20 protein-coding genes are annotated in these 25,083 nt (G+C 51.2%); 8 read left to right on the forward strand and 12 right to left on the reverse strand.

Annotation, left to right across the window (positions count from 1 at the left end; genetic code table 11):
* Positions 1 to 226: 226 nt before the first annotated feature.
* The 9 genes from PsAD13_RS27555 to PsAD13_RS07645 all read right to left on the reverse strand — a co-directional run bounded on the left by PsAD13_RS27555 (position 227) and on the right by PsAD13_RS07645 (position 8,730).
* Complete coding sequence (locus PsAD13_RS27555; RefSeq protein WP_152986720.1) at positions 227 to 358, reverse strand: DUF2474 family protein; 132 nt, start codon at positions 356 to 358, stop codon at positions 227 to 229.
* The gene (cydB, locus tag PsAD13_RS07610) at positions 358 to 1,365 is read right to left on the reverse strand and encodes a cytochrome d ubiquinol oxidase subunit II (protein ID WP_063306512.1); all 1,008 of its coding nucleotides are present in this window, start codon (positions 1,363 to 1,365) and stop codon (positions 358 to 360) included. The genes PsAD13_RS27555 and cydB overlap by 1 nt, the downstream gene beginning before the upstream one ends.
* Positions 1,355 to 2,764 carry a cytochrome ubiquinol oxidase subunit I gene (locus tag PsAD13_RS07615; RefSeq protein ID WP_084404666.1) on the reverse strand — a complete coding sequence of 470 codons (1,410 nt, stop codon included), beginning with the start codon at positions 2,762 to 2,764 and terminating at the stop codon, positions 1,355 to 1,357. Before PsAD13_RS07615 ends, cydB begins: the two co-directional genes overlap by 11 nt.
* Before the next feature lie 251 nt (positions 2,765 to 3,015).
* Complete coding sequence (locus tag PsAD13_RS07620) at positions 3,016 to 3,390, reverse strand: DUF805 domain-containing protein (RefSeq protein ID WP_063306513.1); 375 nt, start codon at positions 3,388 to 3,390, stop codon at positions 3,016 to 3,018.
* Between the two features lie 151 nt (positions 3,391 to 3,541).
* Positions 3,542 to 3,988, reverse strand: a complete 447-nt coding sequence (locus PsAD13_RS07625; RefSeq protein WP_208986490.1) for a DUF805 domain-containing protein — start codon at positions 3,986 to 3,988, stop codon at positions 3,542 to 3,544.
* Positions 3,989 to 4,123: 135 nt separating this feature from the next.
* Positions 4,124 to 4,357 (reverse strand): FeoC-like transcriptional regulator, encoded by a 234-nt coding sequence (locus tag PsAD13_RS07630; RefSeq protein WP_063287111.1) that lies wholly within the window; start codon positions 4,355 to 4,357, stop codon positions 4,124 to 4,126.
* Between the two features lies 1 nt (position 4,358).
* Entirely contained in the window at positions 4,359 to 6,701 is a 2,343-nt protein-coding gene (feoB, locus tag PsAD13_RS07635) for a ferrous iron transport protein B (protein ID WP_063317784.1), read from the reverse strand.
* A complete protein-coding gene (locus tag PsAD13_RS07640; RefSeq protein ID WP_063287113.1) occupies positions 6,698 to 7,018 on the reverse strand; it encodes a FeoA family protein in 321 nt (106 codons plus the stop codon). Before PsAD13_RS07640 ends, feoB begins: the two co-directional genes overlap by 4 nt.
* 143 nt (positions 7,019 to 7,161) lie before the next feature.
* Positions 7,162 to 8,730: a bifunctional aminoglycoside phosphotransferase/ATP-binding protein gene (locus PsAD13_RS07645; RefSeq protein WP_208986491.1), complete on the reverse strand. Its 1,569-nt coding sequence runs from the start codon at positions 8,728 to 8,730 to the stop codon at positions 7,162 to 7,164.
* A 299-nt stretch (positions 8,731 to 9,029) separates the two neighbouring features.
* On the opposite strand from PsAD13_RS07645, the gene PsAD13_RS07650 reads away from it, so the two are divergent.
* Positions 9,030 to 10,703 (forward strand): thiamine pyrophosphate-binding protein, encoded by a 1,674-nt coding sequence (locus PsAD13_RS07650; RefSeq protein WP_063306517.1) that lies wholly within the window; start codon positions 9,030 to 9,032, stop codon positions 10,701 to 10,703.
* Between the two features lie 25 nt (positions 10,704 to 10,728).
* Here the strand turns inward: PsAD13_RS07650 and PsAD13_RS07655 are convergent, their stop codons facing one another.
* Both PsAD13_RS07655 and PsAD13_RS07660 read right to left on the reverse strand, forming a co-directional pair.
* The gene (locus PsAD13_RS07655) at positions 10,729 to 13,446 is read right to left on the reverse strand and encodes a bifunctional acetate--CoA ligase family protein/GNAT family N-acetyltransferase (protein ID WP_063317786.1); all 2,718 of its coding nucleotides are present in this window, start codon (positions 13,444 to 13,446) and stop codon (positions 10,729 to 10,731) included.
* 197 nt (positions 13,447 to 13,643) lie between these two features.
* Positions 13,644 to 14,474 carry a universal stress protein gene (locus PsAD13_RS07660; protein ID WP_057463776.1) on the reverse strand — a complete coding sequence of 277 codons (831 nt, stop codon included), beginning with the start codon at positions 14,472 to 14,474 and terminating at the stop codon, positions 13,644 to 13,646.
* A gap of 450 nt (positions 14,475 to 14,924) precedes the next feature.
* On the opposite strand from PsAD13_RS07660, the gene PsAD13_RS07665 reads away from it, so the two are divergent.
* The 4 genes from PsAD13_RS07665 (at position 14,925) to PsAD13_RS07680 (ending at position 19,104) form a co-directional block, all read left to right on the forward strand.
* Positions 14,925 to 15,944, forward strand: a complete 1,020-nt coding sequence (locus PsAD13_RS07665; RefSeq protein WP_063302499.1) for a C4-dicarboxylate TRAP transporter substrate-binding protein — start codon at positions 14,925 to 14,927, stop codon at positions 15,942 to 15,944.
* 141 nt (positions 15,945 to 16,085) lie between these two features.
* Positions 16,086 to 16,757, forward strand: coding sequence for a TRAP transporter small permease (locus tag PsAD13_RS07670; RefSeq protein ID WP_057463774.1), 672 nt, complete (start codon positions 16,086 to 16,088; stop codon positions 16,755 to 16,757).
* Positions 16,754 to 18,121: a TRAP transporter large permease gene (locus PsAD13_RS07675; RefSeq protein ID WP_057463773.1), complete on the forward strand. Its 1,368-nt coding sequence runs from the start codon at positions 16,754 to 16,756 to the stop codon at positions 18,119 to 18,121. The genes PsAD13_RS07670 and PsAD13_RS07675 overlap by 4 nt, the downstream gene beginning before the upstream one ends.
* A gap of 95 nt (positions 18,122 to 18,216) precedes the next feature.
* Complete coding sequence (locus PsAD13_RS07680) at positions 18,217 to 19,104, forward strand: GNAT family N-acetyltransferase (protein WP_063317957.1); 888 nt, start codon at positions 18,217 to 18,219, stop codon at positions 19,102 to 19,104.
* A 321-nt stretch (positions 19,105 to 19,425) separates the two neighbouring features.
* Here the strand turns inward: PsAD13_RS07680 and xseA are convergent, their stop codons facing one another.
* Positions 19,426 to 20,961 (reverse strand): exodeoxyribonuclease VII large subunit, encoded by a 1,536-nt coding sequence (gene xseA / locus PsAD13_RS07685; protein WP_063317787.1) that lies wholly within the window; start codon positions 20,959 to 20,961, stop codon positions 19,426 to 19,428.
* Between the two features lie 196 nt (positions 20,962 to 21,157).
* Between xseA and PsAD13_RS07690 the strand changes: the two genes are divergently transcribed.
* The 3 genes from PsAD13_RS07690 to PsAD13_RS07700 all read left to right on the forward strand — a co-directional run bounded on the left by PsAD13_RS07690 (position 21,158) and on the right by PsAD13_RS07700 (position 24,710).
* The gene (locus PsAD13_RS07690) at positions 21,158 to 21,886 is read left to right on the forward strand and encodes a 16S rRNA (uracil(1498)-N(3))-methyltransferase (RefSeq protein ID WP_084404679.1); all 729 of its coding nucleotides are present in this window, start codon (positions 21,158 to 21,160) and stop codon (positions 21,884 to 21,886) included.
* Between the two features lie 23 nt (positions 21,887 to 21,909).
* Positions 21,910 to 23,745 (forward strand): adenylate/guanylate cyclase domain-containing protein, encoded by a 1,836-nt coding sequence (locus PsAD13_RS07695; protein WP_063293677.1) that lies wholly within the window; start codon positions 21,910 to 21,912, stop codon positions 23,743 to 23,745.
* A gap of 146 nt (positions 23,746 to 23,891) precedes the next feature.
* Positions 23,892 to 24,710, forward strand: a complete 819-nt coding sequence (locus tag PsAD13_RS07700) for a hypothetical protein (RefSeq protein ID WP_208986492.1) — start codon at positions 23,892 to 23,894, stop codon at positions 24,708 to 24,710.
* Positions 24,711 to 25,083 lie beyond the last annotated feature (373 nt).

A 25,083-nucleotide genomic window follows, 5' to 3' on the forward strand; every position in this document is an offset into this window, starting at 1 on the left:
CATTTTCGCCAGTTTTAGGCAATAAAATCGCCTAACTGCGGGTTTTGACGCATTGAAAGGATTTTTAAAACATATCACAGTACACCCCTGAAATATGAGAGGCGAATTTTCGGGAGATATTCGGCTCCGGACAGTTTCGAGCCGTAGCGGAGGAGGAACCGCGAGCGGTTCATTGGGAGAAGGGCGTGCTATGGGGATAGCACGCCCTTATTTTTTGCTGGGTCTGTTAAATAATCAGACTTCTTAAGGCGTAAGAGACCACTGCGATGGAGGCAACGCCTGCCACCCAAAGGGCTGCAAACCAAAGCAACCGCTTCCATAAAGGTTGGTCAATTTCGCCAGTTTTATCGAGGCTCATCAGTGATACCCTTCCGTTGATTTGATCTTGCCACGGAACACGTAGTACGCGTAGGCCGTATAGGCGAGGATCATCGGGATGAGGATGACCGCTCCCACAAGCAGGAATTTCAGGCTGCTGTCAGGCGCTGCAGCTTCCCAAAGAGTGTAAACATTTGGCACCACATACGGGAAGATGTTGATCCCAAGTCCCACATAGGTCAGCAGGAAGATCACCAGTGAAGCGAGGAACGGTGTGTAATCCGCATCGCTCATCAAAGACCGCCACAGCACCAGCGTGGTGACCGCAACAAGAAGCGGAACCGGGAAGGTGTAAAGCAGATACGGGAAGCTGAACCACTTCTCCATAATGCTCTCATTGATGAATGGCATCCACATGCTGACCAGCAGAAGGAAGCCAATCAGGACAAGAGCTGCGTACTTTGAGACGCGGCGGAAATGCGCTTGCGGCACACCTTCCAGCTTCATCACCAGCCATGTGGCCCCAAGCAGGGCATAGCCGGAGATCACGGCAAAACCGGTCATGACAGAAAATGGTGTCAGCCAATCCCACCAGCCGCCGGCATAGGTGCGGTCAACCACCTCAATGCCTTGCACAAGCGTGCCAAGCACCAGTCCCTGGCAGAACGCAGCAACAATAGATCCTGCAAAGAAGGATATATCCCAGAAAGGTCTGCGCTCAACAGATGATTTGAAGCGGAACTCAAAGGCAACACCTCTGAAGATCAACCCGATCAACATGCCAATAATCGGTGCGTAGACCGCAGGCATGATAACCGAGTAGGCCAGCGGGAACACGGCAAACAAACCGCCGCCACCAAGGACGAGCCAGGTCTCATTGCCATCCCAGACAGGAGCAACGCTGTTCATCATCAATGTGCGTTCATCAGCGTCTTTAGTGGTCGGGTACAAGATCCCGATACCAAGATCAAAGCCATCCAAAATCACATAGGCGAAGATCGCGACTGCAATGAGAAAACCCCAAATGAGCGGATAATCAAGAATCATGGGAACGATCTCCCTCATGTGGTTGAAGGGCCTGTGCAGGAGTGATGCCTGCGGTTCTGACAGGTACGCCTTCCTCAACGCCCTGGCTCGCATCCGGAGATTTCGCCATGGACCGGAAGATGTAGAAGATACCAACGCCAAAGACGATACAGTACACCGCTACAAAGATGACCAGCGAGGCCCAGACGGCAGGTGCTTCAACAGGTGAGACGGATTCTGACGTCTTGAGCAACCCGTACACGGTGTAAGGTTGGCGACCAACTTCCGTTGTTGTCCAGCCTGCGATGACGGCGACAAAGCCAGCAGGTCCCATAACAATGGAAGCTCGCTGAAGCCATTCACTCTCATAAAGCCGGCCACGGATCCGAGACCATAGGCCCCAAACGCCAACCAGCAACATCAAGACACCAATACCAACCATGATGCGGAATGACACAAACACGATCGCTGCCGGTGGCCAGTCTTCCCGTGGAAACTCATTCAAACCAGGGACAACACCATCGAGGCTGTGGGCCAGAATAATGCTCGAGAGATAAGGGACCTCAATCTTGTACTTTGTTTCTCCAGCTTCCACATCCGGCCATCCAAAGAGGATGAGCGGGGCAGGGCCTTGGGAATCAAAGTGCCCCTCCATAGCAGCAACCTTGGCAGGCTGATGCTCCAGAGTGTTGAGGCCGTGATAGTCCCCCGCAAGCATTTGGATTGGCGTGACCACAATCATCATCCACATTGCCATGGAGAACATCACCTGCGCCGCCGCATTAAATCGGTTCTTCAACAGATGATAGGCACCCACGGCACCAACCACGAAGGCTGTGGTCAGGTAAGCTGCCAGCACCATGTGCACGAGCCGGTAGGGGAAGGAGGGGTTGAAGATAATCGCCCACCAATCCGCAGGCACAAACTGGCCCACGTCATTCATGGCGTAGCCTGCTGGTGTCTGCATCCAGCTGTTGACGGAAAGGATCCAGAAAGCGGAAAGGGCGGTGCCAATGGCAACAACCACGGTGGCAAAGAAGTGCAACTTCTTGCCTACGCGGTTCATACCAAACAGCATAATGCCGAGGAAACCTGCTTCCAGGAAGAAGGCCGTGAGCACCTCATACCCCATGAGCGGTCCAATGACCGATCCGGTTTTGTCTGCAAAGGCAGACCAGTTGGTGCCGAATTGATAAGCCATGACGATGCCGGAAACGACACCCATAGCGAAGGAAAGTGCGAAGATCACGAGCCAGAACTTGAAGACCCGCAAGTATACATCACGTCCTGTCCATAGCCATAAGCCTTCAAGGACAGCAAGAAAACTTGCCAGACCTATAGTAAAAGCCGGAAATATGATATGGAACGCGATTGTAAAAGCAAATTGGAATCGAGCTAGATCAACTGCTAAACTGTCCATGTGACCACCTGTCGATGGGATGTGCTAATTTTAAATCATGGAATTCCGTAGCGGAACACTGTTAATAATTATGTTTTTTCCGCGATCCATGACCAGTGCACCCCAAAAGATAGGGCACTTGTCTTTGCTGTAGTAACTGTTTCCTTGAAAAAGTGAGTTGCATTAGGAGCTATGCGCTATGCAAAGTGTCGCATAATTTCTGCTTATGCCCGATCCGACACAGCACTATCCAGTTTGTATTAATTCTAATTCTAATATTTCGTTTTGCTATGGAATGATGGCTGCACAAACCAGTAGAGCAGCAGCAAACCGCCTAGAATCGGTATGAAAGCGATGAGCAGCCAGAAGCCGGATCGATTGATGTCATGCAGTCGCCGCACAGCCACGGCCAGATTAGGCAAGAAGAATGCGATGTTCAAGATGGCGCTTAACGGAGCACCATCCTGCACGCTCCCCGTGGGCAATCCCAGAGTAGGGGCGATCACAAAGTTATCGATAAGGTAAGCAGCGATCATCACTATGAGCACGAAGAGTACCCACCACCAAAACTCGGAGCGAGGCGCACGCCCAGTGAACTGCACATACTTCTTGAAACAGGTTCTGATGGCGCTTTGAAAACTAACCACGCTACTCTCCAAGTTTTTGTAGGGGTGTTAGACCGCACATGCTGACCAGAACGTCGAGGTTGGCTGTCTAACGATGTGCCAGAGAGCAAAGAACTGAGGTCTGTGCTCCTGTTTTGCGTGCGTACTTTTTGCCTTAGCTGAGTTTGAGTGTTTACTCGTAATTGGCGTTGACGGTTTGCCTTGAAGGAAGCAGATGCCAGTACAATAGAAGCAATGCCCCAAAAAACGGGATCACCGTAATGAACACCCAGAAGCCGGAACGATCAACATCGTGAAGACGACGAACGGCTACCGTTAGTGTTGGTAACAACAGAAAAAGCGTAACAATCATTGTGAGGATGTTGGGCAGGAACATACCGACTGCCACTGCAGTTCCAGAAGTACCTGATGATTGCTGAAGCTCTGAGATGCCCAAAATAAGACCACTCACAACCAAAATATCAAAAAGAACAGCTACGGTGATGACAAGCGCATTGAACAAAAACCACCACCAGTATTCAGCGCGTGATGCACGACCATAAAAGTTAAAGTAGTTCTTCAGGCATGAGATGATAGCATCTTTGAAATTAAGTTCATCTTGTGAGTGCGTGTAGGCCATTGAGCCCTCCTTTTTGCAGGAAAGGCTAGAGCGCGCTTTCTCACCAGAAAGTTGAGGGCATAGGCCAAATGCAAAACAGGAGAGCAAAGAACGGGTCTTTACTCTCCTGTTTGTGTTTATTTGCTTAAGCAGAGCTTATTGTTTGAGCTGATACTGAACCGTCGGCGCAAAGCTGCATCCCCCACAGGAGCTTGCACAGCTACTGGAGGCGGAGCTTGAAGAGCATCCCACTTCCTCAATGCGGCCTAATGCTTTGAGTTGGGAAACCATCGCCATAGCAAAATCACTTGGGATGTTCATATCCTGAGCGATCTCGCCAACAGTAGCGCCGCCACGTTTTGCCAAAACACCTTCGATCTGCTGCAACATTTTATTCTGCGGCCTCCAGTGCTGCCTGATGCGCAATGGTGCTCTCTGCTTTCTGGCGCATAAAGACCAACACACTGACAATTGCAGCCAGCAGTCCAATGATCCAGAGCGCAGAAGATGTTGGGTGGCGAGCGAAGGTGCCAATCTGATAAGCCAGAGAAGCGCCGGAGTAGGCCAGCAAAGTGGTCCAGCCTGCCGCAAACAGAGCCCAGTTGCGCCCAACCTCTCGCCAGATCGTGGCCAAAGCCGCAGTGCATGGAATGTAAAGCAGGACCGCAATCATGTAGGCAAATGCGCCTACTTTTCCGTCAAAGTGCGCCGCAAGTGCGGTGAACAGGCCCACCTCAACCTCTTGCTCTTCAGCAGCTACGTTATAGCTGGAGGTATCACCAATATCGATGCCAAGTGGATCAAGCATCTGCGAGGTCAGATCCACAATGCTGGTCGTGAAGATATTGATGGCCTCTTGTGCAGTCTCCAGCGGGGCAGGGGCACCGCCTTCCTCATCAGTGGTCACATAAAGCGTCTGCAAAGTGCCAACCACAGCTTCCTTCGCAAAAATGCCTGTGACCAGACCAACAGTCGCAGGCCAGTCATCTTCACTCAGGCCCATAGGAGCGAAGATTGGTGTCACTTGTTTGGAAACAACAGCCAAAACAGAGTTGCCATTGGCCTCGTTGCCAACGTTTCCTTCAAAATCAACGGAGTTCAAAATAGTCAGAACAGCCACCACCGTGACAATAATCTTACCAGCCCCAAACAGGAAGATCTTCAGACGCGTCCAGACCAGCTTCATCACCTGTGCAAACTGCGGCATCTGATAGGTCGGCAGCTCAATAGCAAGGCTGGTGGATTGCCCTCTGTAGAAGGAGTTGGACAGCGCCCAGCCTGTAAAGATAGCCACGCCAACGCCAAGCAGATAAAGCGCAAACACAATGTTCTGGCCGTTGACCGGGAAAAACGCCGCTGCAAACAAAGCATACACTGGCAGGCGTGCGCCGCAGGACATGAACGGCGCCATCATGGATGTCACCACCCGCTCGCGTTCCGTCTCCAGCGTACGGGTCGCCACAACAGCGGGCACAGTACAACCAAAGCCCAGAATGAGCGGCAGGAAGGCGCGACCGGGCAGTCCGATCCGGCGCATCAGGACATCTGCAACCACTGCTGCACGGGCCATATACCCGCTCTGCTCAAGGAAAATCTGACAGAGGAAAAGCAAGCCGACGATAGGGGCGAACGTACCGACAGTTTGTAAACCTCCGCCAAGCGCTGTGATCAGCATTTCCAGTGCACCACCTTCAAGCCCAACCGCATAAAGCAGGCTTAGGGGTGCCTGAATAAACAAGGCATCTCCCAATCCATCAAACAGATCAATGAAGTAGGAGGAAACATTAATCGCGATGAAGAACATCGCATACATCGCGCCAAGGAACACAAACGGGCCAGCCCACTTGGAAAGCACAAAGCGGTCAATCTTATCTGAGAAGCTGCGTACATCCTGTGGCTCAGGCAGTTCCATCAGTTGCGCGAGAGAATAAGCCCGATTGAAGTAACTCGTCGCCATCACCAACTCAGTTGGGTCTTGCAGGCGAAGCTCACATCTTTGGGAAACAGCTTGAGCCTTCTCCAGCACAGCAGCAGGCACCATCTCACGCGCCAGCTTGTCTCCTTCCATCAATCGATGCGCTAATGGCATGGATTGATCTGACAAGGCCGGAGCTAGTCTGGCGATCCCATCTGCGAGCTCTTTGACAGGCTCAATCAGATCAAACGGATCTGTCAGCAAACGGGAGGGGACGTCTGGTGAGCGAACGGCAGTTGACAACTCATCACGCAAACCAGCCAGAGAATGCTCGTCGTGTACGGAAGTTGCGATCACCGGCATAGCAAGCGCAGCTGAGAGGCGATCAGCAGCTGATTGCAAAACACCGGCAGGCCACAAATCTGCTTTGGTCATCACCGCTACAATCGGCACATCAAACGCGAGTGCTTGTAGTAAAATGGCAAGTGAACGTTCCAGCGCAATCGGATCAAGCACAACGGCCAGTGCGGATGGGCGATCAGATAAAAGTGCCTGGCGGGTAATGCGTTCGTCAATACGGTCATCTTCAGGAGAGGAAAGCGTTGCAACGCCGGGTAAGTCCAGCAGCGCCAGCGCGGTGGTCTGCGTTTCACAAATGCCAGTCTTGCGGTCAACAGTAACACCCGGCCAGTTGCCGATAACCTGACTGCGGCCAGTCAGCTTGTTAAACAGGCTGGATTTTCCGGAGTTGGCAGTTCCAAGCAAATGGACTTGGGGTTTGTCTTCACAGCGACAAGAGCCAGTGTCGTGGCAGCTCATTGGCTAACCTCTTCCACCAGAATAGTGTCAGCCAAGTCAACACCAACAGCCACGCGCTGAGAGCCGATGGAAAGGATACGTGCCCGTGAACCGCTGCCTTCAAAAATGGAAAGCGGACGATCACTGGTCAAACCAAGAGAACGCAACTTCAGGGCATCTGCCCGGTTGCGTCCAAGGCGAACAACCTTCAGCTCAACACCTGTACGTGCTTCTGTCAGCGGCATAGCCTGTACAGGTGGAACGAATGTTTCGCGATAAGGTGCGAAGACTTCTTTATGGGGTGCTTGCTCGAATGTTTCTCTGGCTAGCAAAGACATCAACGTCTCCAAAAATCTTATTTCTTGAAGACATAAAACTGCAACTGCGAATGACTTGCAATGACGGGAATCAAACAAGAAAGGAACATTGCTGCGTTATAGAGTACTGCTATCACTTTGGAATTATTATAAAAAATGGAATACTACTGTAACTGAGACAGCCCTGTCACTCTACGTGCTTGTTCTAAAACAGCTTCTTTGGATTTAGCGCTATCCAGCCTAACCCAGTGAATCTCGCCCAGGTCGTAACTTTGCTGCATCCGCACCACCTCAGAGTCTGCATCTGATGCGTCGCCGTGTCGCGCATCAACACGGTTGATAAGCGTCTCAACGTCAGCTTCCAGCCAGATCCCCTGAAATTCTGCACCTGTCTTTACGGCAAGTTGCTCAACCGAGTCTCTTTCTGCCGACTTGCTATAAACCCCATCGATAATGACGGAGTGCCCGGCTGCCAGCACCACTTCAGCCCGATCCAGCAACTCAGCGTAGACCTTGGCTGAAAACTCTGGTGTATATGTTTCCTTGCTGGCGGTTTCGACCTCACCGAGATCCAGCATCTCCTTACGCAAAACATCTGTGCGCAGATGCACCGCTCCCGGCATACGTCCCAGTAAAGGAGCCAGTCTTTGAGCGAGCGTGGTTTTACCAGTGCCGGAAAGGCCACCAATCACACAAAGCACGGGCGGAGTTGGTTCAAGTGCTCTCCGGCAAACCTTAAAATACTCTTGCGCCTGATACTCGGTCTTCCGCCGTGTTTCACCTTCTTGGTGCAATGACGCCGCTGCCCCGATCTTGGCGCGGATCGCAGCTCGCATCATCAGATAGAACCTTAATACGCGGAGGTCTTCCAGATGCTTTGGCTGTCGCGCCAACTGGAGATAGGTATTGAGCACCACATTAGCTGCTTCAGGCTCTTTTCGCTCACATAGATCTAATAGTAAAAAGGCGAGATCATAAAGAACATCTCCCGTCGCGATCGCATCATCAAACTCAACCGCATCAAACAGAAGCGGCTTCCCGTCATGCATCACTATATTGGCAAGGTGAGCATCGCCATGATTTAGACGCACGAGCCCCAACTCGCCGCGGTCCCGGATCATGCCCTCGATATGTTGGTGCTCTTTGCGGGCAGCTTCGTCCAGTGCCAACACCTGGTCACTAGGAAAGAACTGCGGGAACTCTCGAAATGCCTCAAGGTTTTGGTCGGTGTAATTGAGCAGGTCATCAATCCACGGTTGAGCTTCCCGCCGTGTTGTCCGGCTATGGGCATCTACCATCAGTTTCGCTAAGTCTACCGCCAGCTCTCTGCTGATACCCTTTTCCTCAGCAACCCTGTCCAGCCCGAGGTGCTCGTTAAAGCGGTTCATGTGGACCACCCATTCAACGACAGCGCCATGACCAGCCAGCTCTAAAGAGCCATCCCTCTCTAACGTGATGGGCAAGGTGCTGCGGTAAATCTGTGGGGCATACTGACTGTTGAGCTTGATCTCGGCTTCACAGGCCGTTTTCCGCTTCTCTAGCGTGGAATAGTCAAGGAACGGAAACTTCACATCCCGCTTCATCTTGTAGGCATCATTTCCAACCAGAAAGGCAATATTGGCATGTGTGTCGATGCGCTTGACCTCTTGCCCCCGGTGCGCCTCCGGAGAGGTGAAAAAGCTGATGATGTCGCTTTGGGTCAGAGTATCCACGTCAAAACTGGCGGCGGTCATGGGTCCATCCATCGAAACTACGCAAAAGCAAAATACCTGGAGATGTTGTGCACCTTCAGGCTGCAATTGCCAATCTATCAATCGGGCTTAGGACTTATTCTAGGGCGAGAGACTTTGTCTTGCAGTGAAAAAAAAGAGTAACTCAATAAAATACTCAATCTGTCATGCAGGCTTCATCATTTGCATTGTGATTTGCCCAGTTCATTCCATCTGGGAATAATAAAGAGAAATACTGCAGATTTTCACGAGAGCATAATCCGCGTATCTTCGCCTCAATCGAATTAGGACTGGAGTGAGGGATGAGCCAGACAATGCGGACCGGTGGTCAGTTAATCGTGGATGCGCTGGAAGATCAGGGCGCCGAGCGTGTCTTCTGTGTGCCGGGTGAGAGCTATCTTGCTGTTCTGGACGCACTTTATGATGCTTCCGTTCCAATCACCCTGTGCCGTCAGGAAGGCGGCGCGGCCATGATGGCAGAAGCTTGGGGTAAAATGACCGGCAAGCCGGGCATCTGCATGGTGACACGCGGTCCAGGCGCAACCAACGCATCTGCCGGCGTGCACATTGCGCAGCAGGATTCCACACCGATGATCCTGTTTGTTGGCCAGATTGCCCGCGATATGCGCGAGCGTGATGCCTTTCAGGAAGTCAACTACCGTCAGATGTTTGGCAGCATCGCCAAGTGGGTGGCTGAGATTGATCAGGCTGACCGCATCCCGGAAATGGTCTCTCGCGCTTACCATGTCGCAACATCAGGCCGTCCCGGTCCTGTCGTTTTGGCCCTGCCAGAAGACATGCTGATCGAGCTGGCAGAAGCACAACGTGTTCCGGCTATGCGCCCAGTTGAAACTTATCCGTCCAATCATCAGATGGAAGAGTTCCAAGAGCTGCTGGAAGGTGCTGAACGCCCATTCTTCATTCTGGGTGGTTCCCGCTGGTCAGAAGAGACCTGCGACACCTTTAAGGCGTTTGCTGAAAAGAGCGGTTTGCCAGTTGGCGTGTCGTTCCGTCGCCAAATGCTGTTTGACAACAGCCATGCCTGCTACGCTGGTGATGTTGGCATTGGCATCAACCCGAAACTCAAAGCACGTATTGAGAACTCGGACCTTATTGTCCTGCTCGGCGATATTCTCTCAGAGATGCCAAGCCAGTCCTATTCCATGCTGAATATCCCAGTCCCAGCACAAAAGGTCGTTCACATCCATCCGGGTGCAGAAGAACTTGGTCGTATGTACCTACCAACGCTGAGCATCAACGCCAGCCCTGCAGGCTTCTGCGAAGTTCTGACAGAATTAGACGTGAAGCAGCAAACTGGCTGGAAAGCACAGGTTGAAGAAGCGCATGCGGATTATCTGGCATGGTCAGGTGCTCGCCCAACGGTGACGGGTGACCTGCAAATGGCTGAGGTGATGGAGTGGATTGAGAACAACCTCGATGACACCACCATCTTCACCAATGGCGCAGGCAATTACGCAACATGGGTGCATCGCTTCCATCGCTTCCGTAAATACAACACACAGCTGGCTCCAACCTCCGGCTCCATGGGCTACGGCTTGCCAGCAGCTGTCGCGGCCAAGCTCAAGTTCCCTGAGCGCGATGTGATTTGCTTTGCAGGGGACGGATGCCTGCAGATGACCATTCAGGAGCTGGGAACTGCAGCGCAAGATGGCGCAAACATTATTGTGGTTGTTATCGACAACGGCATCTACGGCACGATCCGCATGCATCAGGAGCGTGAGTATCCGGGTCGTATCAGCGCCACCACACTGCACAATCCAAACTTCGCTGATATTGCAAAAGCCTATGGCTTCCACTCAAGCACAGTGAAAACGGCTGATGAATTCGGCCCCGCCTTTGAAGCCGCAAAAGCAAGCGGCAAGCCAGCTCTGTTGCATCTGCATCTGGACCCAGAGGCGATTACGCCAATCCGTTCGCTGTCGCAGATCCGCGAAGCCTCTATGGCGACCAGTTAACCTGAAAAATATCGGAGACGGTGATCTAACTCATCGTCTCCCGATCAAGCGTAGTGACGTCCAGAACAACATCCGCAAGCGCATCGTCATCAGGAGAGCGCTTTACGCGGAAGCCGAGACTGCGGCACATATCCAGCATGGTGGTGTTCTCGCGTAAAACCTCGCCTTTGACGGTCTGGATGCCGTCGACCTTCGCATAACGAATAATCAACTTCATCAAAACCCAACCAAGGCCCATGCCTTTGAGGTTGGACTGAACCATCACCGCATACTCGCCCTCAGTATGGTCTGGGTTTGCATGAAGCCGGACCACTCCCAAAATATCGCCCGTTTCAGGATCAATAGCCGAAAATGCCATAGCCCGCGCATAGTCCAACTGCACGAGACGAGCTAGAAACGTGTGCGAGAATTCTTTGACTGGAGCAAAGAAACGCAGGCGCAAGTCTTCAACCGACACCTTCTCAAAAAAGTTCTTCAGTTTGCCTTGGTCTTCAGGCCGGATTGGCCGGATCAGGATCGTCTTACCGTCCTTCAGCTTGTGTGTGTGCTCCCATTCAACAGGGTAGGGCACGATAGACAGGCGAGACGCGCCTTGTCGTCCCGGACGTTTCTCCGGAGCACTGATCGCGACACGCGCATCAAGCACCACGATGCCATTTTCATCGACCACTACCGGATTCAGATCCAGCTCCCGCACTTCCGGGAAATCAACGGCAATCTGAGAGAGTTTCACCAGTAGATGCTCGACCTCTGCAACATTGGCAGATGGTCGATTACGGAACCCCTTCAACAGCTTGGCTGTGCTGGTGCGGGAGATCATCGCCTTGGCGAGGTTAAGATCAATCGGCACCAGATCAATCGACCGGTCACCAACCACCTCAACGGATGTACCGCCTTTGCCAAACACGACCACAGGACCAAACACCGGATCATCTGCAAGGCCAGCATAGGTTTCTAATCCAAACCTGCGTGTCACCATTGGTTGGATTTCAACACCGGTAATGTCAGCATGCGGATAGGAGTGCTTCACATTGCCAAGGATTTTCTCAAAAGTTGCTTTCACACCTGCAACACTGTCAACGCCAAGATGCACGCCGCCAACATCAGACTTGAAGGTTAAATCAGGGCTGCTGACTTTAAGAACAAGTTGATCGTGTTTGTCGAACAAAACCTCAGCAACCTTGGCAGCTTCCTCAACGGTTTTGACCAGATGCAATTCGACTTGATTGACTGAATAGGCTCGCAGAAGTTCCCGCGTTTGCAAAGGTGTCAGCCACTTCTGTCCATTCTCCAGCGCAACGCGGATCGTCTCTTTCGCCAGCCGCAAGTTCGGCTTGTAATCGCTGGGCAAACTGTCCGGCACAGCGGAAAGATGATCCTTCGCTTCCTTGTATCGGACCAAATGCATAAAGGAGCGGATTGCGCCAGACGGGCTTGGATAACAAGGCACACGTGCTTCATCCAGAACTTGTCGCGGAATATTGGCACCACCAGCCAGCGTAGTCACAAAAGCCTGATGCTTGCCAAGCCGTTTGCGGTCTTCCTGACCGGCCTCAGCAAAGGCTTTCGCAACCTGAGAGAAATCTTCAAAAGCTGTTGGTGCAGCAATGGCCAGCACACCGTCGGAATTCGGGTCTCTCAATAAAGCGCTGATGCCTTCTTTGAACTCCTCAGGACTCGCAGCTTCAGACAAGACCAACGGATTGTCCGCCCGCGCATCAGTCCGGGTCAAAGAGCAAAGCTTCTCTTTGGTTTCCTCACTGATAGGAGCCAGCTTGCCACCAACCTTCGCAAGGCGGTCAGCAGCCAGCGTTGCCAGACTACGACCATTTGCGATGATAGAAAGACGCCGCCCCGCTGATGGAGCAACGCGGGTGACAGTCTCTGCGGCTTCAAACATCTCATCAAGGTCGTAAACACGAAGCACGCCAGCACGCTGCAAAGCGGCATCATAAACAGAATCGCGCGTTGCCAGACGGCTGGAGTGGGCGGTGCCTGAAATATGTTGGTCACGGCTCGCACCACTGCGAATAACGATCACTGGCTTTGAGCGTGCCGCTGCCCGTGCAGCTGACATAAACTTGCGCGGGTTTGCAATGGTCTCAAGGTGCACAAGGATCGCTTTGGTCCGATAATCCTGCGCATACCAGTCCAGCAGATCAGAAACATCAACATCCAAGCGGCGACCAAGAGAAACAACGCCGGAGAATCCGATGGAGTTGGCTTTGGCCCAGGACAATGTGGTGTTGAAGATGGTGCCAGAGCGGGAAATAAGCGCCAGTTCCCCTTTCAAAGCTTGCTCACTTGTCAGGAGCGTAGAGAGCTTGGAATGTGGGGAGGCTATCCCGAGACTACCCGGGCCGAGAATTCGAATATTGTACGGATGTGCTGCTTTCAAAAGCGCATCAAGATGTTCATCCCGCCAGCTGTCAAAGCCGCTTGCGGGAATAACCACAGCGCGTGTGCCTTGCTCGCCGAGAAGTCTGATGTCATCTGCAGCTGTAGTATGGTCTCCCAGCAAAATGGCAAGATCTGCTTTGCCATCCACCTCTGGAATAGAAGCGATACTCCTAAATCCATCAGCTGAAGTTCCGGACAAGCCAATAAACGCTTTAGGACCAGAAAACCCACAACCAACAAGGCTGTCGATGAGACGCTGCAGGACCACCTCCTGCTTGCTGTTTGGGCCAACAATGGCAATGGAGCGTGGAGAGGTCAAACCCTCTAGATTGCAGATCGTCATAGCGCATTTCCCGTCAAACTCTGTTGAGTTTTAGGTGCTGTTACTAAGGTATTCAATTCAGACCAATGCCCCTCACAATGGAGCTGAAGGGCGTTTGATCTTCAAAATAGAAGAGAGGTGCGACAGCAAAGCGACACCTCTCTCCCCTTCAAATTGGGCAAGGATCGGGAGACAAAATGGGACGTCCCCCGACTAAATTAGTGAGCCATCAGAACTGGAATAGTCATGGAATGCAGAATGTCGCGGGTCGCTCCACCTACGAGATATTCACGCATACGGCTATGACCGTAACCACCCATAACAAGCAGGTCTGTTCCATTTTCTGAGACATAGTTGAGAAGCGCATCGCCAACACCGATTGGTGGGTTGTTGATCACATCAACGTTGATCTCCAGATCGTGGCGGGCAAGATACGTTGCAATGTCGGAACCTGGCTCACCTTCAAGAGGCAGACCTTTGTTCACGATCACGATTGTAACATGCTCTGCCATTTCCAGAATTGGAAGCGCTGCATGCACTGCACGTGCTGCTGTCGCGCTGCCATCCCAAGCCAAAACAACTTTCTTCGGCTTAAAATCACCTTTGGAGATGAATGGAACGATCAGCGTAGGCACGCCAGATTCGAACAGCAGACCTTCGATCAGCATTTCGCGCATTGGCTCAGGTGCTTCAGGATTGTCCTGACCAATCACAACCATGTCGCTCAAGCGGCAATGACCCATGATGGATTCAAGGCTGCCACCGGTGACGATCTCTTCCACACGAGTTTCAGTGGAGATACCAGCGAGTTCTGCATAGCCTTTGAACTTCTCAGTAGAAGTCTTGGCAGCATCGATGGCCTGATTTTTAGCAACCTGCAAATAATCGGTTGGCATTGGTGCAGCCAGAAAACCGGGCACGATTGGCTCGAATGCCAGCGCAAGCCCTGTCGCATGTGCACCTGCCTGACGGGCAAATTCAACAGCAACCTTAGATGCTGTTTGATCGCCGTTCAGGTCTGTAATGGTGAGAATGTCCTTGATTGCCATAAGCCTTGTCTCCTTGCCCTCTATTTCTTAGCGGTACGGGAGGTTGTCCCTCGCCTGAAATATTAGGTCAGCATTGCAATAGCTGCTTTGATCCTTGTCAACCTTAATCATTGGGATAAGGTTTTGAAAAATAATGCAGTTTCACTATTATTATAAGTAAGGGAGTGTAAGGTAGCCCAGTTTCGACCCAAATAGGTATACTTAAAGTCTTTATACTTTAGGCAAAGAAGAACTCATTGGCTGAATAAAAGCAGAGTTTTTATACACTTGTACCCTGCAAAGATATTTTGAACGAATGAACCTAGGGGCATGTGAATAGTCATTAAATCTTCGAATTACTAAGGTTTATTACTGAGAAAATTGTGATATTTTTATATCTGACGGAATTCAGGGAGGGGCTGGATTTGCGCCTATTGCAAGGACGGCCAATTTATTTTCGGGAGTTTATAAATGAAAAATCTTAAGGTTGCGACAGCTGCGCTCGCAGCAACAATGGGCTCCGCATTTGTGGGCGAAGCTCTGGCTGCAGATGTGACCTGGAATGTCTCGTTGTGGGGCAAACGACGTGCATTTACCGAGCACGTTGAAAAGCTATCGGAAGAAGTGGCAGCACGCACAAACGGCAAATTCGAAATCAAGCTGCATTACGGTGGAGCGCTCTCCAAATCTCGCGAAAACCTTGACGGTATCTCCATCGGTGCGTTCGAGATGGCGCAGTTCTGCGCATCTTACCATGCAGACAAAAACCCGACATTGACCACCACCGATCTGCCATTCCTCGGCGTGCCGGATCTGGAAACTCAGGTGAAGGTAGATTTCGCGCTCTACAATCACCCTGCAGTTCAAAAGGACCTGGGTCGTTGGAATGCAAAGCTGTTGATGCCATCTCCAATGCCGCAGTACAACCTGCTGGGTAAAGGCGACGCACCTGCAAAGCTGGCCGATTTTGAAGGCATGCGTGTGCGTGCTCTTGGTGGCGTTGGTAATGCTATGAAGACCATTGGCGCTGTTCCAACAACCGTGACAGCTTCTGAGGCGTATCAGGCGATCGATTCTGGCACCGTGCAGGCAGTTGCTTTTGCACCTCACGCACATCTGTCATTCAAAACAGTTGAAGCTGGTAGCTGGTGGACCAACAACCTGAACCCAGGCACTGTGAGTTGTCCGGTTGTCGTCAGCACAGATGCCTACGACATGCTGTCACCTGAGTTCCAAAAGGCACTGGATGAAAGCGTAGCTCCTGCAGTTCAGCACTACCTAGACACCTACGCAAAGGTCTATGACAAGTTCTATCCAGCTCTGGAAGCAAACGGTGTAAAGCAAATCTCCTTTACCGAAGAAGAGCTTGAAGGTTTCAAGGCTGTTGCCGGTAAGCCTATCTGGGACAAGTGGGTTGAAGACATGTCTGCAAAGGGTCTTCCAGCAGCAGAACTGCTCACGCTCGTACAAAACACAATTGCAGGTAAGTAAATTCCTATCAAAAGGCGCACTTTGTTTGGTGCGCCTTTTTTAATCCGATGGGGCTGCTCATCGGAGGTTTATTTAAGAGCCTGCTCGAATGTACTCGCTCAGAGCAGGGCACAACATTTCTCTTAAAATCGGGCTGATAACATGTCCAAATCAAACGGCCCCGCATATCCCAAGTCGGATATGGCCTATCTCCGCTTTAACGGCGTGTTGGGGAAAATCGAAAACCTGTTCAACCTTATTGCAGCAACATCCATCCTCGTCTTGATGTTGCTGGCTGTCGTGCAGGTCGCTGGACGCAACTTGTTCAACCAGCCCGTACCCGGTTTTATTGATATTACAGAGCAAGCCATGGCCGTGTTTGCGTTCATGGGCATCGCTTATTGTCAGCGTGTTGGCGGCCATATCCGTATGGAGTTGGTAATCGGCGTCTTCAGAGGTCGTACTCAGTGGATTGCAGAGTTCCTCGGTGTGCTGGCAATCCTCCTCGTTGTATCGGTGTTGATGTATGGCTCCTTCCTGCACTTTGATCGTGCATGGACCTTTGGGGACAGCACGATGGATATTTCCATCCCGACCTGGCCATCCAAGTTTATTGTTCCACTTGCATTGTCTTTGTTGTGGCTTCGCCTGGTTCTTCAGCTGTTTGGCTACTCCCGCCTGATCATCAATCCGTCAGCCTCAGTTTTGGATTTACCGCACGTGATGGATGCTGCTCAGCATGCAAAAGCTGAGATTGAGGAGACATTCCATTCCGCCGATAACGGAGAAGAAGGGCCTGAAATGAGAACACCTGCCCATGGAGGTGCATCATGACCCCGTTTGATATCGGTCTCATCATGACCGGGATGCTCTTGCTTCTTGTCATCATTGGTGTTCGCGTTGCCTTTGCGGCAGCGTTCGTTGGCATTATGGGCATGGTCGCGATCTTTTCCATGCGCCTCGGGTTTGAACGCGGTGTCATGACTGCTGCAAAAATGGCTGGCACGATCCCGCATTCTAAATCTGTAACCTATGCACTGTCCGTTTTGCCCACCTTCATCCTGATCGGCTTTCTGGCCTATTACGCTGGCCTGACAAAGCAGCTGTTTGAAGCCTCAAAACGCTGGCTAGGTTGGCTTCCAGGTGGCTTGGCAATCGGCACCGTTTTCGCCACAGCAGGTTTTGCAGCTGTATCAGGCGCATCGACGGCAACCTCTGCCGTGTTCGCCCGTGTCGCGATCCCGGAAATGTTGGAAGCAGGCTATTCCAAACGCCTGTCTGCCGCAGTGGTTGCGGCTGGTGGAACACTGGCCTCGCTTATCCCACCAAGTGCGATCCTCGTGATCTACGCCATTTTGGTGGAAGAGAGCGTTGGTAAACTCCTCATGGCAGGTTTCTTGCCCGGTGTTGTTTCCGTTCTCATCTATGCAGCCATCATTTACGTCATCGCTGCATGGCAGGGCGGAGCACCTGCAATTGGCGGCTACAGCTGGAAAGAGCGCTTTGAATCTGTACCCGGCACGTTCCCTATCATTGGCGTGATACTGATCATCTTCAGCAGCCTCTATTTCGGCTTTGCAACACCAACAGAAGCGGGTGCGTGTGGCGCGTTCGTGGTGCTATTGGCTGCGTTTTACAAAGGCATGCGTACCAAGCAGCTTTTCCTGGCTCTTCACGAAACGGCGAAGCTGACTGTGATGATCTTCACCCTCATCTGGGGTGTACTCGTCTATGTACGTTTCCTCGGTTTTGCAGGCCTTCCGGACGCATTCCGCGAGTTTATCGTCGCACTCGATTATCCACCAATGATGATCATTGTTTGCATTCTGCTTGGGTATGCTGTGCTTGGCATGTTCATGGATGCAATCGGTATGCTGGTTTTGACACTTCCAGTGGTCTTCCCGGCGATCATGGCACTGAATGGTGGTCTCGATGTCAGCGCGGCAGAAAGCACACTCGGCATGTCCGGTGCAGCATGTGCAATCTGGTTCGGCATCATCGTTGTGAAGATGGCCGAGCTCTGCCTGATTACACCGCCCATTGGCTTGAACTGCTTCGTGGTCTCCGGTGTGCGTCCAGACATCCCGGTTCAGGAAGTCTTCCGCGGTGCTACACCGTTCTTCGTAGCGGATGTGGTGACCGTAGCTGTCTTGGTGGCCTTCCCGGCAATCATTACCTTCTTGCCATCCTTGATGTAAAATAGATGATCAATTGAGATAATGAGAAACCCCGGTCGGTGGACCGGGTTTTTTTATTGGGTCATACTCTGTGGTTTCCAACAAAGAGCATTGCCATGAAAATCAAAATATTATCCAATCAACATCAAGAGGTAGTCTGGTCGTTCTTGATGAAACACGTCTACAGCTCAATGTTCCTGCTCAACAACATCGAACAAACTGGCCTTGAATTTACGGGCGAGCTCTATTCGGGAGAGTATTGGGGGGCTTACGATGAAGCTGACGAGTTAAAGGGTGTTTTGGCACAGTTCTGGAACGGTAACTTGATGTCTCAGGCACCTGACTTGAACGTTCTGGAAGCTCTCACCACGCACTTCCGTGAAGTTGCTAATCGCCCGGTTGCCGGAATGGTTGGCGATGGTGAGCAAGCCAGATTTGTATTGAACAAACTGAACTTTCCCGCAAATGCCTACAATACCAACCGCAGTGAAGGCCTCTATCAACTGGCCTTGGAGGACCTGCAACTCTCTGAGAAAGCAACTAGCGATCAGTTCAGTCTGATCCCAACGTCAGAAGCTGATACGTCATTACTGTTCGATTGGCTAAAAGCGTATGAGCTGGAAGCCTTTGACGGTGAAGCCAGCAAAGAGCATGACAAACACATCACAAACCGCGTAATGGAAATGCAAAAAAGCGGCAATGCATGGGTCTTGCTGGATAGCGAGCAACCTGTTGCGCTGAGCGGGTTTAATGCAACCCTCGCAGAAATCGTGCAAGTCGGCCCTGTCTGGACACCACCAGAACATCGCAACAATGGATATGCCAGAGCCGCCGTTGCACTCACACTGGATCTTGTGAAGCAACAAGGTGTAAAGAGATCGGTTCTGTTCACTGATAATCCAGCGGCAGCAAAAGCTTATGAAGCTATCGGCTTCAAGCAAAACGGAAGCTTCCATCTTGCCTTACTTAAGGAGCCTGTTGAATTATCGAGTGTCTCCGCCTGAACTGCTTTTATCTCGCTTGGGCCACACATACCCTTTAGTCTCTCGGATAGTGATTACTACCGAGGCTCGATAGCATCCAGAAACCCATCTCCTTTGCAAAGCAGCAGCGTGGACTGGTGAAGGAGGTGGTAGATAGATGAAGCTTGAACTTAAGTTCAAAATAGAAAAAGCACGGAACAGACTGGTACTCTGGTTCCGTGCAATTCTAAAATAAGCCATCGGGAAAGGAGGCCGTAGCTTCCTTTTTTCTTCCTCAAATTAGTCCTGATCTCTTAATTGCGCAATTATGAGGATATAGAGGGTATTCCTCCGTAAACACTTCTAAAACAAGCTGCCTTGTGCGTCTGGATCAACCACACTTTTCTTCTTTCTCGGAGAAGGCTTAGCCTGCTTTGCTTTCGTCTGAGCCACGTGTTCCTCTAAGTTCTTTGGAGGAGAAGTTGGCTCCGCGGTAGCCTCCGCGACAGGTTCTGACACCGGCTTTACTGCTCGTGGAGGTGTTGGTGTTACACCACCTCCATCAGCCACAGCTCCAACAGTACCGCCCTTCATCTCCAGTTTCAGGGCTTGCCCTGCCTGAACACCCTGTGCGCTGGCCAGTGGAACACCAGCCTGATCACGCACCACAGCGTAACCACGCTCAATCACTCGCTCATAGCTTAGTGAGGCCAAAAGCCCGGCAGAGTTGGAAAGGCGCAGGCGTTGCCGTTGCACCTGGTTGGAAAAAGCTGCAATGGCACGATCTTTTAAAACTTGGAGCCGCTCGCGCCCTTGCGCAACCTGCCGTTCAAGTGTGATGGGACGCAAGCCAGAGGAAACTGCTGTCAGAGAATTCCGGTGGATCTGCGTGTTCGTCTTCAGTCCCTGCTCAAGACGGCCTGCCACCATATCAAACCACTGGCGTGGAAGAGCAAGAAGATCTCGTGGAGCAGGCAGTGCAGCACTTGCTGCCCGCAGCTCGGTTCGGCGCGTTTGGACCAGGCGCAACAAACCCGTTGAAAGGCGGCGGGACAGATCATCCACCTGAGCGGTCATCTCAGCCTTTACCGGAACTGCAAACTCAGCAGCACCAGTTGGAGTTGGCGCCCGCACATCAGCGGCCAGATCAATCAATGTCCAGTCTGTCTCGTGGCCAACAGCCGAAATCAGTGGGATTTGAGAGTCTGCCGCCGCACGAACCACAGCTTCATCATTAAAGCCCCAGAGGTCTTCAATTGAGCCACCACCACGCGCAACGATCAGAACATCAGGGCGTGGGATCGCTCCGTTGGCCTCAAGTGCGTTAAAACCGCGAATACCAGCAGCAACTTCTGAGCTGCAGCTCTCACCCTGAACGCGAACTGGCCAAACCAAAACATGCAGAGGAAAGCGGTCACTGATGCGGTGCAGGATATCGCGAATAACCGCGCCAGTTGGGGATGTAACAACGCCAATCACACGTGGCATACGTGGTAAGGCAACCTTGCGCTCTTCTGCAAATAAACCTTCTGCAGCCAGTTTGCGCTTGCGCTCTTCCAATAGAGCCATCAACGCTCCAGCGCCAGCTGGCTCAAGGCTATCAATCACCATCTGGTACTTGGATTGCCCGGGAAAAGTGGTGATTTTACCCGTTGCAATGACTTCAAGACCTTGCTCTGGCTGCACCTTGAGCCGTGAAGCATTGCCACGCCAGATAATGCCGGAAAGCACGGACTTGTCGTCTTTTACATCCAGATAGATATGCCCTGAAGCTGGTTTGCTCACACGACCCAACTCGCCCCGCACACGGATATAACCAAACTTGTCCTCAAGCTCGCGTTTGATATCACCGGAAATCTCGGAGACGGTATATTCAGCAATGTTGGAGCGTTCAGACAATGTCAGACTTCTTTCATATGCGGCAAAAAGTAAACCATTCTCTCTTAGTGTAGCCCGCGACAATTGCAAAGGGGAACCGTGAGAAGCGCTTCCACCTGTTGAGACATTGAGTTCTCACCAGCAAATCTTTAAGCGCAAAGTGGTATCTGCCGTGTGCTTGGCATATGGTGCCCCCATGTCCCGCTATGAGTTTCGCATGCAACGTTTATTTGTCGATCAAAATCTCCGTACAGGCCTTCAATTGGAGGCAGACCGCGCACAGGCCAACTACCTTCTGAATGTCCTTCGCATGAAGGAGGGAGGCGACGTGCTCGTCTTCAACGGCAAGCATGGAGAGTGGCGGGCCCAGATACTGCCGACGGGGCGTAAGTCCTGTCAGCTGATTGTGACTGAGCAGCTGCGTGAGCAGACACCGATGCCAGACTTGGACTATCTGTTTGCACCGCTGAAACTGGCGCGTCTGGATTACATGGTTCAAAAGGCCGTGGAGATGGGAGCTGGGCGCTTACGCCCGGTGCTCACCCAGTTCACCCAAAACCCAAAGGTGAAGCTGGAGCGCATGGAATCCAATGCGCTTGAAGCCTGCGAACAGTGCGGCGTGCTTTCAATCCCCTCCGTAATGGAGCCACAACAACTTAAGAAACTTCTTTCTATGTGGGGGCAAGAAGAAGGTGATCGTCAGATTATCTTCTGTGACGAAGGCCATGGGACGCACAATCCGTTGGAGGCACTGAAAGATGTTCCTAAAGGACCTCTGGCCGTATTAATCGGCCCGGAAGGCGGTTTCTCTGAGGAAGAGCGTGCGCTTTTGCATAGCAAACCATTTGTACATGCTATCCCGCTTGGCCCACGGATTTTGAGAGCAGACACAGCTGCCGTCGCGGCTTTGGCCGTTGTTCAGGCAAAATTGGGAGATTGGTTCTAAGGTACCTCCGAATGGAGGCCTGAATGGACCTGAACAACAAGACTGCTGACGCTGAAAAGCAGCCCCAAAAAGAGAGCTCAAAAAAGAAAGACAGCAAAAGATGGCGCCTGTCCATCTCCACTGTCTTCAGCATTGGTGCGGCGATGCTGCTGGCCTTAATTGGCGGTTCCATGCTGCTTTATGTATCTGATGCCACAAACCGTCAGACAACCGTCATTATGCGCGAAACCGGGGCTCTCATTGTCGAACGTGGTCTGGAGGTTGTTGAAGATTTCTTCCGCAATGAAGAACGGATGGGGCTGTTGGCGGCCGAAGTCCTGTCAGATCCACTAATCTACAACGCGCCTGTAGCTTTACGTGAGCAGTTGATTTCCATCCTATCACGCCAGACCAATATTAAGCGGATTTCCTACACTTTCCCGACTGGACGACGGATCTCGGTTCAGTTAGATCACGCGAGCCAGCCGGTTCAGCAGATGGTGGTCATGCCTCCTAATGAACAGGATATGGAAGTCGGCAATCATCGCTGGGCTCCTCCGTATTATGATGAGGGCATAGGTGAAACGTTTATGCAGTTTGCCGTCTACATTAGAAATCCAGTCGACAATACAATCTCTAAACTCACGTTGGATTATCCAATATCTCTACTCGGTCAACTGATGGCTCGCATCAAATGGCGGGCTTCTCAGATTCCGTTTATCCTTTATGGACGAGATCAGGTTCTGGCGAGCTCTGAGCAAGCGTTTCTGAGTTTCAAGCCGAGTAAGGCAAAGCCGATCCCATTAATCTCAGATCTGCAGGACACACCTCTGAGCAATATCTGGTCCGAAAATGCCAATCGCAGGTCTCTCAACACCAATTATAAAGCCCACATCGACACAACTACCCATGGCACCTATCTGTATCTTTATGACGATTTGAGAAACGGAAATCGCTTCCCCATCATCATCGGTAGCTATGTATTAGCCTCTGAGTTCAGTGTTCCCTTCGAGAATCTGCACAAAATCTTTGTTGCTGCCACGGCTTTTCTGGCTGTCGGTGTGCTTCTTATGTTTTTGATTGGCCGAAGACTTGCAGGACCGTTTGTGGCTCTCGGAACCCAAGCAAATGCTATCCGTAAACTCAATATGGAAGGGTTGAGTGCGCTGCCTAGGTCGCGACTTAAAGAGGTAGATCAAGCCAACCAGGCCTTCAACTCAGCAGGCGTGGCTCTGAGCGCATTCTCCAGATATGTGCCTAAGGACCTTGTCAGAGTGCTGCTGGAGCGAGAATTTGAAGGTCTCAACAGCACGGAGCTTCGTGAGATGACAATCTTGTTCTCTGATATCGCTGGGTTCACTGGTGTTGCCTCTAAGCTGACAGCAGAAGAGACCACGTCCTTACTCAACACACACTTCCAGGAGCTTGCCGATTGCATAAGCCACACTCATGGAACTATCGACAAATACATTGGTGATGGTTGTATGGCGTTTTGGGGAGCTCCGGAAACCATGGAAAACCACGCGCAAGCAGCTATCGATGCGGTACATCTCATTGCGCAAAGGCTGGAGACAGAGCTCAAAAACGAGGAGGGCGCGACTGAAAAGCCACGCTTGCGTATAGGAGTTCACACAGGAACAGTCGTTGTCGGCAACATCGGTGCCATTGAACGGATGAACTATACTGTCGTTGGAGATGCAGTGAATGTGGCTGCACGTCTACAGGAGCTTGGCAAAACGGTGGATCCTGATGCCCGAGTGATTGCCCTTGCCAGCAACGCGACGGTGGACCATCTCAGGGATAAATCTCATACGAAACATTTGGGAGATTATCAGTTGCGTGGCCGTGAGGAGGCCGTTGATGTCTACCGGATTGTTTAGAGCGGGCATCACTATTGAACCCAATTCAATCAAATTTCGTCTCTTAGACATAATATTTGCAGAATACTACATCCAAAATTAGGGAACTGACGTTACGTCTGATGAGTGATTAAATAGCCGTGAGAAGCTTACGAGGGGAAAACCTCATGTTACGACATCCCAATAACAATATGTTTTCCCTTATGGAAATGCTCAGCCAAAACTATGCAAAAGCCTATAAGGACTACTGTGAGACTAGCCACGGTTTTATGCCCTTCATGCAGAAAGAGGAAACGCCCTCTGGAAAGTCGGGTGCAAAATCTACAGGTGTTCCTGAGTTTCCATACATGAATTGGGCTGATCCGTCTAAATGGCAAGGGATGACCGGATTGCCACAGCAGGCTATGCTCTCTCAAGTCATGAGCATGTTCAGTGGCGATAAAAATATCAGTGCAGCCATGCAACGCCACCTCAGTCGCAAAGATGCCATGAATGTTGAAAGCTGGATGGAGCTAATGCCCATTTTACTGATGCTTTCCTATGGCAACATGATGAAGAATTATCTGGCAGGGCCTCAGCGCACTATGATGGAGGCCTACTTGCAAGGCTTTGCAAAAGGATGTCCAGAGTTACATCAGGACACGGATGCTGCGCGTAATCCAATCTTGGATGCGCGGGAAGCTTTCTGGTCGCAGATGATGCCATTAGAAAATCCGATGCTTGAATTCTGGACAAATGCTCTGCAGGGTACAAGCTCAGCTTCTGATGAGCACAATGAGTCACCAAAAGAATCTACAACGCAAAACACACGAGCCAAGAAGCCATCGTCTCCGGGGAACGGATCAGGCCGTAAGGCGCATCAATCCACTGCGAAGGAATCGGGTGTGCCATCCTTGTCTGGAGGTTTGGCAGCAATGCAACAAGCTCAGGGCGAGGCTTGGCAGCAATATTGCGACGTTTTTTGGCCAACTCGATCTCGTAGGTAACAATATTTCACATATACCTGAGGATAACTTTTTGTGATGAAGATCACTAATTGAGGAAGTTGTTTACTGCAATTTCCTCCGTTTCCGTTCAGACCGAGAGTTCAGAACTAGCCTGATCGTCCAAGCTAATACAAACCGGCATGAATTAATCTAGCATAACTCTCTATCTTAGAGAGAATTACTAGGTGTTTTTTATATCGTAACTCCAAGTCGATTGATCTCTTTCGGGTTTTATTTTGACTATTGGATTCTTTCGAGAGTCTAACCCAGAATAAGAACAATTTTGATTATATTAATTATTGTGATGAATCGACTTAAGCTCCCTAAAAGAGGGAAAAGACTGCGATAATAAAGTATTATATTCCAACTCTCG

Origin of the sequence: Pseudovibrio sp. Ad13 (assembly GCF_001623225.1) — a bacterium.
In the GTDB taxonomy this organism is placed as follows: domain Bacteria; phylum Pseudomonadota; class Alphaproteobacteria; order Rhizobiales; family Stappiaceae; genus Pseudovibrio.